This is a genomic window from Amycolatopsis sp. NPDC033938 (assembly GCF_055575975.1).
This window is the reverse complement of record NZ_JBVIRO010000006.1, coordinates 255,115-270,707: the sequence shown is the minus strand read 5'-3', so window position 1 is coordinate 270,707 and position 15,593 is coordinate 255,115. Positions and strand designations below refer to the sequence as shown.

Below are 15,593 nucleotides of genomic sequence, written 5' to 3'. Positions count from 1 at the left end.
CGGTGTGCGAAAAGCGGCATGAGCGCGTGTCACCGCGGCGAAACTCGATCGCCGTGGCACGTGCGCCGGGTCCGGGGAACTCACGCTTCGGCGGGAGGTGTCGGGGTTCCCGCACCAACGCGCTCATCGGCATGCATCCTTATCGCGTGCCCGATGACCGATCCGAAGATGATCCGTCTCAGCCGGACGAGAAGTCGACCGACCAGCGAACGGCGTGGTTCCAGGCCTACGCGAAACAGCGGAATGTGTTCGCCCCGCCCGGCATCGGGGCATACACCTGTCCCTGCTGTGGCCACATGACTCTCAGCGAGAGAGGCGGATACGAGATCTGCGATGAATGCGGCTGGGAAGATGACGGGCAGGACGACCACGACAGCGCCACCGTCCGCGGCGGGCCGAACGGGCGGCTCAGCCTTGACGCCGCACGATCCCGATACGTCGCCAACGGCGGCGTGCGGCGAACTCACCCGCCCCCCCAACCCACCCACCTGACCCACTTGCCGCTGGGCGTCACGCAAACGCAATGACGACGTTCACGAGGGCGGACACCCGCTTCGCGGCATGGGCAGACGTTCGGCGTCGTCAGATCGATCGGGCGCCGGTGATCAACGCGGCTCGCCGAACCAGTGCCTGAGCGCGGGTTCGAGGGCGTCCGGGTTGCCTGCCCAGCAGACGTAGCCGTCCGGCCGGATGAGCATCGGCTCGGTACCGGCGCCCTGACCCGCGCGGTCCACCCGGTCCTGCCAGGGGGCGGCGACCTCGGCGAACCTGCCCGCCGGGTCGATCAGGACGCCGTGTCCGCGCCGAAGCAGCTCGTGTGACCGGACCGGACCAAGGTCCAGATCGGGCGAGGGAAGGCCGACGAGCGGCTGCTCTTCGGTGCCCGGCATGGGGTAGCGGAGGCCCATCCCGGACAGCATGTCGTCAAGGTGGTACTGCACGTCCCGCAGTTGCGTCAGAGCCACGAACAGTTCCTTGGCGGCCAGCAGATCCGGGTCGCGGGTGCCTTCCTGGTCCATCAGCAGGCTCTGTGCCTGGACGTTGCGCAGTACGGCGGCCGCGACCGGATGACGTTCGGTGTGGTAGGTGTCGAGCAGGTGTTCCGGAGCCCAGCCGTGCACCGCGGCACCCAGTTTCCATCCGAGGTTGAGCGCGTCCTGGATCCCGGTGTTCATGCCCTGCGCGCCGATCGGGAGATGAACGTGGGCGGCGTCGCCGGCGAGGAACACCCGTCCGTGCCGGTAACGCGCGGCTTGCCGGGCCGCGTTGGTGATGCGGCGTGCGTAGCGAACTTCGAGCAGTTTCACCCGGGAGCCGAAGACGGCGCGCAGCCCTTTGCGGATCTCCTCCTCGGTGACCGGGACCTCCCGGGGCAGAGACCGGCCCGGCCCGCCCAGCGAGAGCCGACGCAGTGGCCTGCCCTGCGGGTCGGTGCCGAGCGGGAACACCATCGCCCAATGCCCGTCCTCGCTCCGAGTGTGCGTCATCGCTTGTTCGTCATCGCTCAACCGCACGTCGGCGGCGACGGTGGTCCGTGTGCCCGCTCTGCCGGGGAACTCGGCCCCCAGCAGTGATCGAACTGTGCTGTGGCCGCCGTCCGCGGCGACCAGGTAACGGCAGCGGACGACATCGCTGTTCGCGAAGGTCGCGGTGACCCCGTCCCCGTCCTGGGCGATGCCGGTCAGTTCATGGTCGCGCCGCACATGGATGCCTTGTGCCGCAAGGTGCCGCTCGAGGAACCCCTCGATCACCACCTGCGGGATGGACCGCCACGGATTGCGGTGCCTGTCCCGGGTGAGCGGGAGCGCGATACCGGCGAAGTGGGCGGTGCCTGCCGGGTGATTTCCGAGAGCCAGCAACGGTTCCAGCAAGCCGCGCTGGTCGAATGCCTCCTGTGTGCGGGACTGCACGCCACCCGCCTTCGACAACGTACTGCGCTGCGGCAGCTTGTCGACCAGCACGGCTGACACCGCCGCCAGCCGCAGTTCGTTGGCCAGCGTCAGTCCGGTCGGACCCGCGCCGACGATGAGCACATCGGTGTCCATGAGTTCTCCCCTGTTTGTGTCGATCGGGACGAGAGCAACGCTCCGCCTGCAGGCGCAATCAAGCCAGAAATAAGCTTGATTGCGCCGATACCCGACGCCGATTACGCTTGTTTCGGTGGAATCCGACTACGACGAGCTGGATCGTCGGATCGCGCACGCCTTGCAGATCAACGGCCGGGCCCCGTTCAGCACGATCGCCGAGGTGCTCGGCGTGTCGGATCGCACCATCGCCCGCCGCTACGCCCGGTTGCGGTCGGCTGGGGTGCTGCGCGTGCTCGGCGGGGTCGACCCGACCGCGCTGGGCGCGGTGCTGTGGTTCCTGCGGGTGCGCTGCGCGCCCACCGCGTCGATCCAGGTCGCCGAGGCGCTGGCCCGGCGACCCGACACGTCGTGGGTCAGCCTGACCTCCGGAGGAACGGAGATCACCTGCACGGTCCGCACCGAGAGCGAGACCGACAGCGAGACGCTGCTGCTGGCCAAGCTCCCGCGCACCCCACGTGTGGAGGGAGTGACCGCACACTCCGTGCTGCACGCGTTCTACGGCGGCCCGGACAGTCTGGTCGCCAAGCTCGGATCACTCGACGAGGAGACGATCGCGCGGCTGCGCCCGCCCCCGGTGCCGCACCGACCGGGACCGGTACGGCTCGACGACGGCGACCGGAAACTCCTCGCCACACTCGCCACGGACGGCAGGGCCGAACTCGAGCAGCTGGCCGCGGTGACCGGCTGGTCACCGACGACGGTCCGGCGCAGGATGACCGAACTTCGCGAGCGCGGGGTGCTGTACCTGGACATCGACGTCGACGGAAGCCTGTTCGGCCTCGGCCCCCGAACCCTGCTCTGGCTCTCGGTCGCGCCCGCGCACCTGGAAGAGGCCGGCGCAGCGCTGGCCGGGCACCCCGAGATCGCGTTCGCCGCCGCCACGACCGGGCCGACGAACCTGTACGCGAGCGTGGTGTGCGCGAACCAGCGGGAGCTGTACCGGTACCTGACCACCCGGGTGGCCATGCTCCCCGCCATCACACATATCGAAACCGCACCGGTAATCAGAACCGTCAAGCGGGCGGCGAACCACCCATAGCGACACCAAGCCGCATCAGAGGTGCTGTCAGGGCCGCGGCTGCCTCGGCACTCTGCAGACCGTTGATCTGTGCGGAAGCTGCTCACCGTGCGACGCATGCGACATACTCTGCGACGTGGATATCTTCACCCTCTTCCCGGTCGTGGTCGTGGCCGTCCTTCTCGGCGTGTCGCTACTGGTGGCGTTCACCAGAAAAGGTTCGGTGACCACCATCGCGATGACCGCTCGGCGAATCAAGCTGCATACGGCGGCACCGCCGGAGATGGTCTATACCTGGCTCACCCAGCACTGCCCGACCGGCTACTCGGTCGAAGATCACGATGCCGCCCGCGGCATCGTGATCCTGTCGTCCCGACCGACGGCCTTCACATGGGGCTTCTTCTACCCGGCCGTCATCCGCGCGGAGGGTGCCGGGACTCGCGTGGACCTCGGGATCAAGTCGAAGCTGTTCCAGTACGGGCCGTTGGTAACGCGAGCACACGGGAAACTCGCGTACGCACTGGCCGGCCTGACCCAAGGCCACATCGAAGGCGACTGACCCAAACACGCAGAGTATCGGCGCGCCGGGTCTTTGCGGAGGGGTCGCCGTGGTGGTTGGGGCACGCACAGCGATCGCCAGCGCGGCGCTGCCGATCGACGGCGGCGCCACCGCGCAGTAAGCGCTCGCCGAGGCAACGGGCTGTATGCCGTACGAGGCCCAGCGGTCGACCGAGCAAGGAGCCCGTTGACTTGAGCGTGAGGTGAGCGGCTAGGTGTGCAAGCCTGGACAGCGAAGGCACGCCAAGTCGTTCTGACGTGGCGTGCAGTGAGGGCATGCGCCTTCGCTTTCGCTGAGCTCCAGCTTGTGGGGCTGAAAGTGCTGTCCTCGCCCAGTCCAGCGTGCGGCCTTGAAGTACGTCAGAAACCAACCATCATCACCTTTCGCCGTCGACTTGCCTTACTCCATCAGGGTGGAATTGACAGCAAAATGTGCTGTTAAGCGTGCCTGACGCGACCCATCGAAGAGAGGGAAGAGGGGCAGAAATGACCGAACCTCAGCGCGACACGACCGACCGAGATACAAGTAATGCTCATCAGTGGGTTTCGCGACCTCCGCTGCGGCAAGCCCGCGGAGGATTGGAGGTCGTCACGGTCGACGGCAAAATACTCGCAATGGGTGGGTTCAGAGGCGACGATGTGTTCGCCGATGTCGAGGTCCGCCGAACGACGGGAAACGGCTCGTGGAGCAACCTGCACCCGATGGAAGTCGGCAGAGCCAACTTCGCCGCAGCGGTCGTACGTGGGCTCGTCTACGCGGTCGGCGGCATAGATGTCCACAGCAAGGGCCGGGATGTCGTCGAAGTGTTCGACATCGCAAGGAACCAGTGGAGTACCAGTACACCGCTTCCTCTGCCGAGGGACAGTGCGGGCGCGGCAAGCTTGAACGGCTTGCTCTACGTGGTGGGCGGCTCGGTCACACTCGGCGACGACAATTTCGAAGTCACCGCGTCGACGCTGGTCTTCAACCCGGATGACCGTTCGTGGCGACCTGTCGCCCCGTTATCCGTCCCGCGCCAAAAACTGCGAGTGGTGGCGTCTGGACGTCACCTGTATGCCATCGGGGGGCAGGTACCGACCGGGGAGACAGTCACCACGGTTGAACGCTACGACCCGGACTCCGAAAGCTGGACAACCATGAGTCCGATGCACGAATCTCGCGCACTCCACGGTGTCGTCCAGGCTTCTCTCGGGAATCGACGCGTCCTCGTGGTGGTCGGCGGAAGCGAAGTGACCGCCGGAGCAGCCGCAAGAGACGCACGACGGACCACTGAAGTATTCGACATCGAACACGACAAATGGAGACTTCTCGACGTTCTCCTCCCGACAAAACGTGGCTCGAACGAATGCGCCGTAGAGGAAAGCGGCACAATCGTCACAATTGGCGGCGTTACCGTCCTCGACGGACAGCTGAAGTTCCTGCCGGATGTCGACGCGCTCCACCTCACGCCGCATCCTTGACCCGCCGACTATTCGCTGTCCTGTAGTCCGTTCGATCGACCACAACGCAAGCCCGGTCGCTGCGTATCGACCGCGTCGCGGCATGAGCGGACGTCACTGCTCAGTGCGCAGACACACATGGAGCTTCACCACGACACCAGTCGACGAGCACTGCTGCACCGTTCCGGCTGGTAGGCCTGGTGGGGATTGGAATGGCGGAGCATTAGAGAACCGCCGAACAGGGTCCACATCGAGCGGAAGCCACGCGGCCGGCCCCACCGCAGCAAGGCGGCACGGCTCGGGAAACATGACGTATACGTTCGCACCGAGGCCGCGCTATCGCGGAGGAAGAGCCTCCATTTCGCGCTTCCAATGTTCGTTGAACACCTCGTTGATTCGGATGCCCATCTCTACGAGTTCCCACCCGTTCACCTTCACGACAGTCAGCTTGTAACCGAGACTGGGGCCTTCGAGGACAAGCCACGGCTGAATCTCGCCGCACCAACCATCACCGAAGCAACGGCCCAACTCTTCGAGCGACAGACGCATGACCCGTTGAGACAGCGCGTCTACGAACTCCTCCGAATACCTGTGCTTCTGCTTGGGACTGGGCAGGAGAAGCGTCACATCACTTTCGCGTGCGCTGGGTGGCATCAGGTCCCCTTGCGCGTCAAGACCGTAGGGGCGCCGAAGCTTGCTAAGAAGTCTTCTCAGAACCACGTGAGCACACTTCCTCATGACAGTAGGGACCGGTCCCGAACCTCCGCTCGCCGATCGACTGCGCGTCGGGCCGCGTCGCCCCAGCGTGCCGCACTTTTCCCGAGCCGGCCATGCTCGAGCAGAGGAAGGTGTCGGCCGAACTGTCACGCGCGCCCGGGTTGGGGCCGAGCCGGCTGGGTGACAACTGCATAGTATGCAGGCTCGCGCGATGGGCTCCTGCCACACTGTGCGGTGGCCGGGTGACAGGAGGAGGTGTTTCTGTCCAGGCCGACCATGGCATCCACACGTGGCCACCGCCATGGAGTGCCGACGGCAAGGACCTCTCGTCTTGACCGCCTGCACGAAAGCGAGACGCCGGTCCGCTCATTGGCATGAGCGGATGTACGACGGGGCGCGCCATGCGGCATGAGCGGATGTTCGGGAGGCAGCACGGCTCTCCTGTTTGCGCAGCACGAGTTCTTTCGAGAAGATGTAGCCGCGATGAGCCGATTCGAGACCGCGTCTTTGGCCCTGATGCCTGGCCAGAGGGTCCGCGTGAAGGTCGTCAGTCACCAACGGTGGGGCGTGCTCGCACAGATCGTCGGTCATGAGCAGGTAGGCGCCTCCATTGACATGATCGAGCAGTTCGGCCGGGCGGCTCCTGGCGACGAACTCCTGGCGCTGTATCCCCGGGTCGGCACAGAAATCGACGCCGTCGTGGAAGAGGTTCGGCGTTGGCATCCACCGGCGTGGGTCCGACTCAGCATCCGCCGCGCCGACCTGGAGTCCTTGCAGCGGCCATGCGACTTCTGCGGCCAGCCAACAAATCTCGGCCCGGGAGGCGAGGGCCTGGTGCTCGACGTTCGCAGCAATGAGGGCCCGGGAAGCACCACCGTCCTATCCCATCGCACCTGCCTGGCGGACCGCATCACACCGGAGAACATCGGCGAGCGTGCAAGAACCCTGCGAATCGGCCGAGACACCGACTTCACCCGCCCCGCATAGCGTGCGCTCATCGGCATGAGAGTGCGTTGCAACTCTAGAGGTGACGGTTCCAGCGACGTCCGATGCCTGTTCGTGTCGCGCTGCCGCCGGGTGGCAGGTCGAGGGTGTCGATCAGGCTTTGGTCTTTGTCGATGGCGTGGTGCAGATGCCCGATCTTGCCGGTGGCGCCGTCCGCGTCGGAAGCGCCGATGAGCTGCCATGTGCCGTCATCTGCGTCGTGCTGGACAAGCAGAATCGGCTCGCTGTGCTCGAAGATCTCAAGGGTCTGGATACAGGTGGTGCGCTGAAGCCAGTGCTTCATCCACCAAGCCCGGCGATCGCGCTGCATGATCTGGTCGGCGACCCACCAGATGAACGGCAAGTCCTCGTGGGCGCGTGCTTCGTCCGCGGTGAGGTCCGGGCCGCCCTGCGGCACGCGCTCGAACGGCTCGTCGGTCAGGGAGAACGCATGTCCGTCGTCGTGTTCGAAGATGACGGCATGGAAGGTGCCGCCGCCGGGGTTGCCCGCGCCGATCCCGACCGACAAGTGAGCTACATGCGGGTCTGACCCGGTCGTCCAGCCGAGCGCGTACGACGCCAGCTCACCCTGCGGGCCGACGAACTCCCCGAACGCGCGCCGGTCCATTCCTGTCGCTGTGCCTGTCGGCACCTCGACCAGCGCACCCTCCAGCACCTGGATATCCACCACCGCAAGATAGCCGATCAAGAATCCACCCTCGCGGGTACGCGCACATCGGCATGAGAGTGCGCTGTACGCCAATTTCGGTTGTCGTGTCAGCGGTCGAAACGCCATGATGCGACCGTGACCCAGGCACGGATTGGCTCCGACCACGACTTTCTGCAGCTGACAGCTGATGTCGCAGAGGGCAGCCCGCCAGGGTACTTGCTCGCTGAGCTACAACTCCTCGGCTTGTCCGCGTCAGTTCGGGTCGTGCACCACTATGCGACCGGGTTCGCCGATCTCGCGGAGTTCTTCCAGCAGCACGCGGATGACTGGCGTGGCTGGGACGGGGTCCGGACTTGGGAGTCCCTCGAAAGGGAACTGAAAATCGATGCGTCCCACCAGTACGGCCACGTGCAGTTGCGGGTCACGCTCCAGAGGTTTCAACCCAATTGGGGAAACGAGGGCTGGACCGCGACCGGTGATTTGACGATCGAGCCCGGAGAGCAACTGTCGCAAGTCGCCCAAGAGATCAAGGTGCTGGCGACCGGCTCTTAGCATCCGGAACGAACCCGTCGGGAAGCGCGCGACCGTCCGCACCTCGCTCGATGTACGGCGACGTCAACCCCGCGTCACCGCACGACCACCCGCCGGATCACTCAGGCACTTCTCGGTTAGAGAGCGCTGGGGATGAATGGTGTTCCACTGGGTCGTGGCCGTGCGGGTTAGTGCTCGCCGGGGCCGGTGTCCCCAAGGCCACATTGGAGACCTCGAGCGTCCCCAAGGGGAACCCGCATTTGTGTACCTACGCCTGACCTGGACGAGGGTGGTTCCGAGGCATCGTTGCCCGGCTCGCCCCTTGTGCTCGGTCACGACCGGTGGACCGGCGATCGAGCGGAAAAGATTCCGGACGCTCAACGACCGGAATGTTCCCCACTCGGACCGCCCCGGCAACCCGCACAAGCTCCACACCAGTAGGTAGACGAATACGAGTCCTCAAAGCCACATTGGCGACACCGAACGGGCCAGAGGCGCGCCATATTGCCCCTGTTTCTCGACCATCGGGGTCAGCGGCGCCCGGCGGCCAGGATGACGAGGAACTGGCCGCCACCCGGTTCGATCGTCGCGGTCACCGGGAGCCCTGGTACCAGCCGGGAGAACCGGTCCACCAGCCAATCCGCCGCTTCTTGGGCGTCCTGCTTCGTCGGGCAACGGGCCACCATTTCGCGGCCTCCCTTGCGCTCCAGCCGCCCCGCGACGGTGATCAGCGGAGCGGGTTCGACCACGTGCAGGCGGTCCGGCCAGGCGATGACCACCTTGACCGCGCCCTTGCGGGTGTTGCACCCGCGGTGGGCGAGGCGCTCCGCGATCTTGGCCTTCCGGTCGGCGGTCCGGCTGTCGACACTGGGTCCGCGCGGGTCGTTCACCGACATGTCGGGGTCGACCGGTTCGTCGCACACCCAGCATCGCCAGCCGTCGCGCTCGGCCACATCATCGAGGAGACTCACCCGAGCAAACTAGCCTGCCCGGCCGGAGCCCCGGGCACCGCATCGCACGACTCCGGATGTCGGTCCGGGTACCAGACCTCTGTGGCACCGTGAAAATCCGTCCACTTTGGACCGAACACCGATTTGTCGGTGGCCGCCGCTACCGTGTCCGCGTTGTCGAACCTTGGGGGTTGAGGTGGAGAAGTACACGGAAGTACCGTCCGGCCTGGCGGACGCGCTCGTGCCGGTGGTCACGGAACTGGTCCCGCTGCTGCGCGGGCGGATCCCGCACGGCCCCGCGGCGGCGCTCGGCAGGCTGGGCGCCCCGGACGCGAAGCCGGACGCCTTCGGCCTGGTGGTGGGACGGCCGGTAGCGGGCCCCGGTGAATCGGCGGCGTTGAGCCGGCTGCGTTCGCTCGGAGATCCGGTTTCCGAGAGGTTGCTCGGCGCGCTCGAACTGACCTTGGACGGGCTGGCCGTCGCGGTCCCGGTCGAGGTCGAGGCGGCGGTGCCGGGGCCGGACGCGACACCGCGCTCCTTCGGCTTCGGGATGATCGGTGGGCCGAACGCCGAGACCGTCACCGCGGTGCGCCTGCTCGATCAGCTCCGGCCGGGGATCTCCGGGCTGGTCGTGGCGCTGGTCGAGGAACTGGCCGGGCACGAGGCGGTGGTCCCGCTGCTGGCGGCCCCGCCGGGGCTCACCGGCGAGGAGGAACTGGCGGCCGCGCACGGCGCGGCGCATCTCGCACTGGCCGTCGCGGTCGCCGCGCCGGTGCTGAGGAGGGCAGGCGCTCCGCTCCTCGCCGGGACGTCCGCGGCCGTCGTCGGTGTCGCGCTGGGTGCGGTTTCGGCTTTGTTGAGCGAAAGTCCGATGCCGCCCGCGTATGCGGCCGCGCTGCTGGAGAAACGCCGGGCCGAATACGTGTTGCCGGTCGCGGCGTCGGGTTCGGCCGAGGTGCGCGATCATCGGTTCACCCTGGCCGAGCGTCCCCTTGTCGATGAGGCCGACTTCAGCGGGAACGGCCTGGCCGCCGTGGTTCCTGGCGGGGTCGCCGTCCGGACCGGGCTGGGGGAGGGCCACGTGTCCGTGTCGATACGGATCCTCGAAGGGCCGCCGGAGGAACTGGAACTCGACTGGTGGGACGAGGTCGTCGAGATCTCCTGGCGGGCCGAGCGGGGTGACGCCACGTTGGGCGTTGGTGACTCGCGGCACCTGAGAACACCCCCGTGGCCGGGTGATTTCCGGGTGCGGGTGCACGCGATCGGACGGGACGGCGAGGAGCGCGAGCGCTACGAACTCATGCTCTGGCAGGCACCGCCGGGTCCGGACATCGTGCACAAACGCGGTGACAGGCTCGGTTACGTCGTCCGCGGTGAGCCCGTGCCGGACCTCGTCGCGCCACCGGAGGCCGCCTATCGGTGGATTCGCGAAAGCGTGCTCGGTGAAGCGGCGACGGTCACGGTGGTCAGGGACGCCGCGCCCGCCGAGGTGCTCCGCGCCTTCGGTGCCGATGCGGCCGAACCGGAGTCCGCGCAGGAGTTGGCGCGGGAATTCGATCTTGATCCCTGGGTGGCCGTGCTTCCGGTCGAGGGTGGGGTGCTCGCCGTCGAGTTCAACGGTTTCCAGGGTTCGCACCGGCCGGTACTGGAGCCGTTGTCACGGGAAGGCCGGACGGCGAGCCTGTTCTGGAACATCAACGCGTTGACCCGGCTGTCCTTCGCCGACAACGGGAACGTCCTCGCTTCGTCAGAACTCGGATACGCGGAGGAGGTCGACGATCCTGAGGTGAACCAAGCGCTGGCCGGTCTCGACTTCGGCAGTTATCGCGACAGGCTGGAAAAAGGCCTCCTCGCCGTCGAGCGGTACACCGGATACCGGCTGCGGAAGGAAGACCTCGAGCGGATGGTCGAGGAGGATGTCGCCTACCGCATCCTGCCGCACCTTCCCGAGCTTTATCCCGAGGCGCGTACCGCCGACGGTTCGCGCGCGTTCCCGGGCAGGGGTCCTTTGGGCGCCGAAACCGATCGGCTGGCCTTCGTGCCCGAGGAAACGTTGCTGGACCTGGCCTGGCGGGCGGCATCGGCGGTGGTCGAGCACACCGGTGTCGCCGGAGACCCCGTCATCGCCGCCGTGCTCACGGAGCGCAGATTGAGTCCGGAGGCGGAACTCCTGGCCAGGCGATCGCAGCTACGGGCGTACCGGGAACACGCCTGGGTGTGGCAGGCGCTCCACAAGGCGACCAATCCGGACCCGCTGGCCGCCGCGATCGGCGCACTGTCGGCGGCGCGATCCGAGGCCGGACCGCTCGGGGAGGAGCTGCTGGAGTACGCGCGGCGAGTGGCGCGGGAATCATAGATCGGCCGCCCGCGAATCAGTCGTCGGTGAGGAGGTGGCGCAGATACCGGTCCGGGTGCGCGAGGAAGCCGCGGGTCCGGGTGACCGGCTCGGCCTCGTCGTAGCCGACTCGCTCGATGTCGCCGTCGCCGTCGATCTGCAGGATCCGCGCGCCGGGCACCGCCAGCAGGATCGGTGAGTGGGTGGCCACCACGAACTGACCGCCCTGTGCGGCCAGCTCGACGATCCGGGCTATCAACGCCATACAGCCGCGTGGGGACAGCGCCGCTTCCGGTTCGTCCAGCAGATACAGCCCGCCCGGCCCGAATCGGTGGGTGACGAGGTCCAGAAAGGACTGTCCGTGGGAGCGTTCGTGCGGGGAGACGCCGCCGTAAGCGGGCAGCAGCGGCGACGATCCAGGGGCACGGTCGAGGCGTTCGATCTCGGAGGCGACGTTGTAGTAGGACTCGGCGCGCAGGAAGAACCCGGTACGCGGCTTGCGGACGCCCCAGCGCAGCACCAGCTGGTCACCGAGGCTGGACTCGGTGGCGCGGGTGGCGAACCGGAACGACTGGGATCCTCCTTCGGCGTTGAAGCCCGCCGCCACCGCGATCGCTTCTACGAGCGTGGATTTACCGGTGCCGTTGTCGCCGACCAGGAACGTCACCCCGGGATCGAGGGCCAGCCCACCGGTGCGGGCCAGCTGCCGCACGACGGGCAGGGTGAAGGGATAACGGCCGGTGTCGGAGCCTGGTGCCAGCCGGATCGACTGGACGAACCCGCCACCGCTGCTCACGCGGGGCTCCCGACGGCGGGTTCGAGTGCGACGCACACGTGGAGCGGGTCGTCGGTGATCACCGGTGGGCGCACAGGAACGGTCATGATCCGATTCTCCGGTACCCGTCGCCGTCGGCGGGTACCGGAGATGACTTACCCGGCCGTGCGGAAGACGGTGACGTCGTCCACGGTGACGGTGATCGGCGCGTTGGTGGCGGAGGCGGACAGGTTGGTGAGGAGGCCCGCGTTCCCGGCGCCCTGAAGTGCGGCGGTCTGGTCTGTCGCGGTCGCCTGCCAGCCGGGTTCGGTGGTCCCGTTCGCCCATACCTTGGCACGCAAGGTGGTCGGCCGTGATGTCCTGAAGGACCCCGGTGAGACCTTCAACGTCTCACCGGGGGCCTTCAGGGCACCCCACATTTGAGTTACCTCTCAATAACCTATTCGCCACTCACGACCCCTCGCCGGCGGCCTGCCCCAACTCGGCTCAGCAGGGTTGCAACAGCCAGCAGAGCCGGTAGTCGGCCCGGTAGGTCGTGGACGTGCCCGGCGCGATGATGTTCTGTGTCCTCGGGCCGCCGTGCGCCCAGGCGGTGAAGGCGTACTTCAGGTTGAGCGGTGGCAGGTTCTGCGGGCTGTCCGCGCTGATCGAGTTGGTGGAGCCGGCGATCACCGTCCGGGTGAACGGCGTGCGCTGCCCCGTGCCGCCGACGGTGAGCATCGCCTGGCTGGGGCTGGAGGTGAAGTTCAGCGACACCGTCTTCGGCTGCAGGTCGACGGTCCTGCTGCCGGTGCGGCCACTCGAGTCGGTCGCGGTGAGGGTCAGCTGCAGGTATGACGGGTAGTCGTGATCCGGTGCGACGAACGAGCCGGACGCGACGCCGGGGAAATCCTGGACGTTGTGCGTATGGCAGGTGCCGTTCGCCGCGCAGTGCCGGATCGCGAGCCGCCAGGACAGCGCCGACGCCGGGAGCTGACCGTCCTGGGCGTCGACAGCGCGGCCGGAGAAGGGCACGGTCTGGCCGACCGACCAGGTCAGCGCGCTTGCCGGGCTGTCGATGACCGGCACCGGATCGAGCCCCTCCGGATTTCCGACGGTCACCCGCACCGTGGTGGTCGCGCTCGCGCCGTGGGAGTCCGTCACCCGCAGTCCGGCGTCGACGGCGGCGGCCGCGGTGTAGGTCCAGGTGGGGCTGGAGGCCGACGAGTCGTCGTACGCGCCGTCGGCGTCGAGGTCCCAGGCGTAGGACAGGGTGTCCCCGGCGTCCGGGTCGGTGGAGCCGGTGCCGTCGAACTGGACCGTCAGCGGCGCCGGGCCGCTCGCCGGACTCGCCGTGGCCACCGCGACCGGGGGCCGGTTGGTGCCGCCGGGGTGGCTGACGCGATGGAGTTCACCGCTGCCCAGCGCGACGTAGAACAGGTCACCGCCAGGGCCGGTGAGCACCTGCACCGGTGTGCTGACGCCGGTCACGAACGGCACCAGACGGCTCGCGCTCGGCTGGCCGCCGACGGTCTGCATGGCCCAGATGCAACCCCTGGAGGAGTCGGCGAAGAACAGCGCGCCGGAGTACTCGGCGGGGTAGTTGCTCCCGGACTCGAAGGCGATGCCGCTGATCGAAGAACCGCCGGTGGGGCAAGGATCGGTCGCCACCACCTTGGCCGAGTGGTGGTAGGCGTAGTGCGGCGCCGCCTGCCCGCCGGAGGTGTACAGGGACTCGCATCGGTCGAGGTTCGCGCCGTCGTAACCGGCTTGCCTGGCGTTGCCCTCGAAACAAGGCCAGCCGAAGTTCTCCGCCACGCCGTCGCCGACGTCGGCGACGCGGTTGATCTCCTCCCAGGTGTCCCAGCCGACGTCACCCGCCCACAGCTCACGGGTGCCCGGCCGGAAGCCGAAGCGGAACTGGTTCCGCGCGCCGTAGGCGATCACGCGCCGGGCGTTGGCGTCGGCGCTGCCCGCGAAAGGGCTGCCGGGCAGGCCATCGCCGGTGTCGGGGTCGAGGCGCAGCAACGCGCCGTTGAGCAGTACCGGCTGCCCGGCGGGACGTCGCGGCGATTGCGAACGCAGCGCGCCGCCTTCCGCCGTCGGTGGCGCGAGGTTCGTCCCGGCGGGCGACGGTGGGTCGGCACAAGGGTTCTCGACCTGACCGTAGTCGGTGAAGCCGAAGCTGGCGCCGTCGCCGCCGCCCGCGTACAGGGCACCGTCCGGTCCGAAGGCGAGAGCGCCGACCGAGTGGCTGGGGAACTGCTGGCACCAGCCCGTGACCAGTGGCTTCTCGCTGACGGCGGTGCCGGCCGACCCCATGGTCAGCCGCGAGACGCGGCCCGTGACGACACAGCCCTTGGTGGTGGCGCCCGGCGGAGTCGGACAGGTGTCACCCCACCGCGGCGGGGTGCCGCCGGGTTCCGCGTCGAGGGTGTAGGAGACGTAGACATAGGGCCTGGCGGGGAAAGCGGGGTCGACGGCCAGTCCGAGGAGGCCGCGGTCCCAGAAATCCTGTGTCTGCGGACGGAGATCGGCGAAGACCGTCGCCGTCGTGTCGGCGAGCGAGTCGAAGACCTTGACCAGACCGCTCTTCTCCGCGACGAACACCCGGCCGTCCGGCGCGAACGCGGTGGCGGTCGGTGAACTGAGCCCGCCGATCGCCACCGTGTCGGTGAAACCGGTGGGTACCGCGGCTTCGGCGGGTGCCGCGGTGACGAGCGCGACCGTGAGCGCGCCGACCAGCGGACCGACCACGCCGGCCGCGAGCGTGCGTCTTGATCTTCGTGGGAACAAGGGACGACGAGAACTCATCACACGAACTCCTCCTGCGCAGGGACCGGAAAGAAGTCGACAGCTGCCCGGTATGGCGCGAGAAGACCGAAAGTTGTTACGCGTATGACAGAAATGCGCACAACTCGCTAAAGAGGCCGTGTCGGCGGAGCGCCACCGGCGAGTGGCCCGCCGCGTACTTGGAAAAAGAATCACCACATCAGACAGAATGTTTGCCATTCGGATGTCGTTTCGAAGACGTATTTCCCCGGCTGTAGTGTCCTCCTTGATTGAGTAGGCCGAACGGCGTACGACATAGGCGTCGGTGTTTTCGGGAGGGTGGCATGGACGCGGTATCGGCGGCGGCGATCACGTCGTTTTTGATCAGTTATGGGCGGCATTTGGCCGGAGTCGCGAGCGAGGTCGTCGACGAAGGGGTCACGCGAGGACTTCGCGCGTTGTGGGACAAGGTACGTGGCAGGTTTTCGGCCGACCCGCAGGCGTCGGGAGCGTTGGAACGTCTTGCGGAGCAACCGGAAAATCAGCGGAGGCAAGCCGCTGTCGAAGATCACCTCGACGAGTTCATGGCCGCCGACGCCGAATTCGCGGCCGCGCTTTCGGAACTGGCCGAGCAGCTGAAGACGGCCGGTTATCGCACCATTCAGGTGCGCGACGCCGGAGCGCTGGCCATCGGCGGGAATGTGTCGATCAAGGGGACCCATCAGGTCGCGGGGCGCGACATCACTGTCTCCGGTGAGCCCGCTCCGGGGAAATGAC

General features: G+C 67.4%; 15 protein-coding genes. 8 read left to right on the top strand and 7 right to left on the bottom strand.

Going from position 1 to position 15,593, the window contains the following annotated elements; translation table 11 throughout:
• The first annotated feature begins 146 nt into the window (after nucleotides 1-146).
• A complete protein-coding gene (locus ACZ5ZX_RS18950) occupies nucleotides 147-527 on the top strand; it encodes a CPCC family cysteine-rich protein (protein ID WP_465503296.1) in 381 nt (126 codons plus the stop codon).
• Nucleotides 528-605: 78 nt separating this feature from the next.
• Here the strand turns inward: ACZ5ZX_RS18950 and ACZ5ZX_RS18945 are convergent, their stop codons facing one another.
• Complete coding sequence (locus ACZ5ZX_RS18945; RefSeq protein ID WP_465503295.1) at nucleotides 606-2,045, bottom strand: FAD-dependent monooxygenase; 1,440 nt, start codon at nucleotides 2,043-2,045, stop codon at nucleotides 606-608.
• A 115-nt stretch (nucleotides 2,046-2,160) separates the two neighbouring features.
• On the opposite strand from ACZ5ZX_RS18945, the gene ACZ5ZX_RS18940 reads away from it, so the two are divergent.
• From ACZ5ZX_RS18940 to ACZ5ZX_RS18930, 3 genes are all read left to right on the top strand, one after another.
• Entirely contained in the window at nucleotides 2,161-3,126 is a 966-nt protein-coding gene (locus ACZ5ZX_RS18940; protein ID WP_465503294.1) for an Lrp/AsnC family transcriptional regulator, read from the top strand.
• 115 nt (nucleotides 3,127-3,241) lie between these two features.
• A complete protein-coding gene (locus ACZ5ZX_RS18935) occupies nucleotides 3,242-3,664 on the top strand; it encodes a hypothetical protein (protein WP_465503293.1) in 423 nt (140 codons plus the stop codon).
• 485 nt (nucleotides 3,665-4,149) lie between these two features.
• On the top strand, nucleotides 4,150-5,124 hold the full coding sequence (locus ACZ5ZX_RS18930) for a Kelch repeat-containing protein (protein ID WP_465503292.1): 975 nt from the start codon (nucleotides 4,150-4,152) through the stop codon (nucleotides 5,122-5,124).
• Nucleotides 5,125-5,439: 315 nt separating this feature from the next.
• On the opposite strand, the gene ACZ5ZX_RS18925 is transcribed toward ACZ5ZX_RS18930, so the two are convergent.
• Nucleotides 5,440-5,757: a hypothetical protein gene (locus tag ACZ5ZX_RS18925; RefSeq protein ID WP_465503291.1), complete on the bottom strand. Its 318-nt coding sequence runs from the start codon at nucleotides 5,755-5,757 to the stop codon at nucleotides 5,440-5,442.
• Nucleotides 5,758-6,303: 546 nt separating this feature from the next.
• On the opposite strand from ACZ5ZX_RS18925, the gene ACZ5ZX_RS18920 reads away from it, so the two are divergent.
• Entirely contained in the window at nucleotides 6,304-6,807 is a 504-nt protein-coding gene (locus tag ACZ5ZX_RS18920; protein ID WP_465503290.1) for a hypothetical protein, read from the top strand.
• Nucleotides 6,808-6,841: 34 nt separating this feature from the next.
• On the opposite strand, the gene ACZ5ZX_RS18915 is transcribed toward ACZ5ZX_RS18920, so the two are convergent.
• The gene (locus ACZ5ZX_RS18915; protein ID WP_465503289.1) at nucleotides 6,842-7,513 is read right to left on the bottom strand and encodes a hypothetical protein; all 672 of its coding nucleotides are present in this window, start codon (nucleotides 7,511-7,513) and stop codon (nucleotides 6,842-6,844) included.
• Nucleotides 7,514-7,609: 96 nt separating this feature from the next.
• Here ACZ5ZX_RS18915 and ACZ5ZX_RS18910 point away from each other — a divergent pair, with 96 nt between their 5' ends.
• Nucleotides 7,610-8,026 carry a DUF6228 family protein gene (locus ACZ5ZX_RS18910; RefSeq protein WP_465503288.1) on the top strand — a complete coding sequence of 139 codons (417 nt, stop codon included), beginning with the start codon at nucleotides 7,610-7,612 and terminating at the stop codon, nucleotides 8,024-8,026.
• Between the two features lie 509 nt (nucleotides 8,027-8,535).
• Here the strand turns inward: ACZ5ZX_RS18910 and ACZ5ZX_RS18905 are convergent.
• Nucleotides 8,536-8,976 carry a hypothetical protein gene (locus ACZ5ZX_RS18905; protein ID WP_465503287.1) on the bottom strand — a complete coding sequence of 147 codons (441 nt, stop codon included), beginning with the start codon at nucleotides 8,974-8,976 and terminating at the stop codon, nucleotides 8,536-8,538.
• A 175-nt stretch (nucleotides 8,977-9,151) separates the two neighbouring features.
• Between ACZ5ZX_RS18905 and ACZ5ZX_RS18900 the strand changes: the two genes are divergently transcribed.
• The gene (locus tag ACZ5ZX_RS18900) at nucleotides 9,152-11,311 is read left to right on the top strand and encodes a DUF6461 domain-containing protein (RefSeq protein ID WP_465503286.1); all 2,160 of its coding nucleotides are present in this window, start codon (nucleotides 9,152-9,154) and stop codon (nucleotides 11,309-11,311) included.
• 16 nt (nucleotides 11,312-11,327) lie between these two features.
• On the opposite strand, the gene ACZ5ZX_RS18895 is transcribed toward ACZ5ZX_RS18900, so the two are convergent.
• From ACZ5ZX_RS18895 to ACZ5ZX_RS18885, 3 genes are all read right to left on the bottom strand, one after another.
• Entirely contained in the window at nucleotides 11,328-12,086 is a 759-nt protein-coding gene (locus tag ACZ5ZX_RS18895) for an AAA family ATPase (RefSeq protein ID WP_465503285.1), read from the bottom strand.
• 134 nt (nucleotides 12,087-12,220) lie between these two features.
• Nucleotides 12,221-12,484 (bottom strand): hypothetical protein, encoded by a 264-nt coding sequence (locus ACZ5ZX_RS18890; protein ID WP_465503284.1) that lies wholly within the window; start codon nucleotides 12,482-12,484, stop codon nucleotides 12,221-12,223.
• 67 nt (nucleotides 12,485-12,551) lie between these two features.
• Complete coding sequence (locus ACZ5ZX_RS18885) at nucleotides 12,552-14,858, bottom strand: PQQ-dependent sugar dehydrogenase (RefSeq protein WP_465503283.1); 2,307 nt, start codon at nucleotides 14,856-14,858, stop codon at nucleotides 12,552-12,554.
• A gap of 302 nt (nucleotides 14,859-15,160) precedes the next feature.
• On the opposite strand from ACZ5ZX_RS18885, the gene ACZ5ZX_RS18880 reads away from it, so the two are divergent.
• Nucleotides 15,161-15,592, top strand: coding sequence for a hypothetical protein (locus ACZ5ZX_RS18880; protein ID WP_465503282.1), 432 nt, complete (start codon nucleotides 15,161-15,163; stop codon nucleotides 15,590-15,592).
• The last annotated feature ends 1 nt before the right edge of the window (nucleotide 15,593 follow it).

Bases quoted from the DNA above. Each gene is read 5' to 3' on its own strand.
- ACZ5ZX_RS18945 (WP_465503295.1), bottom strand. From the start codon at position 2,045: ATGGACACCGATGTGCTCATCGTCGGCGCGGGTCCGACCGGACTGACG.
- ACZ5ZX_RS18930 (WP_465503292.1), top strand. From the start codon at position 4,150: ATGACCGAACCTCAGCGCGACACGACCGACCGAGATACAAGTAATGCT.
- ACZ5ZX_RS18925 (WP_465503291.1), bottom strand. From the start codon at position 5,757: ATGCCACCCAGCGCACGCGAAAGTGATGTGACGCTTCTCCTGCCCAGT.
- ACZ5ZX_RS18920 (WP_465503290.1), top strand. From the start codon at position 6,304: ATGAGCCGATTCGAGACCGCGTCTTTGGCCCTGATGCCTGGCCAGAGG.
- ACZ5ZX_RS18890 (WP_465503284.1), bottom strand. From the start codon at position 12,484: ATGTGGGGTGCCCTGAAGGCCCCCGGTGAGACGTTGAAGGTCTCACCG.
- ACZ5ZX_RS18885 (WP_465503283.1), bottom strand. From the start codon at position 14,858: ATGAGTTCTCGTCGTCCCTTGTTCCCACGAAGATCAAGACGCACGCTC.
- ACZ5ZX_RS18880 (WP_465503282.1), top strand. From the start codon at position 15,161: ATGGACGCGGTATCGGCGGCGGCGATCACGTCGTTTTTGATCAGTTAT.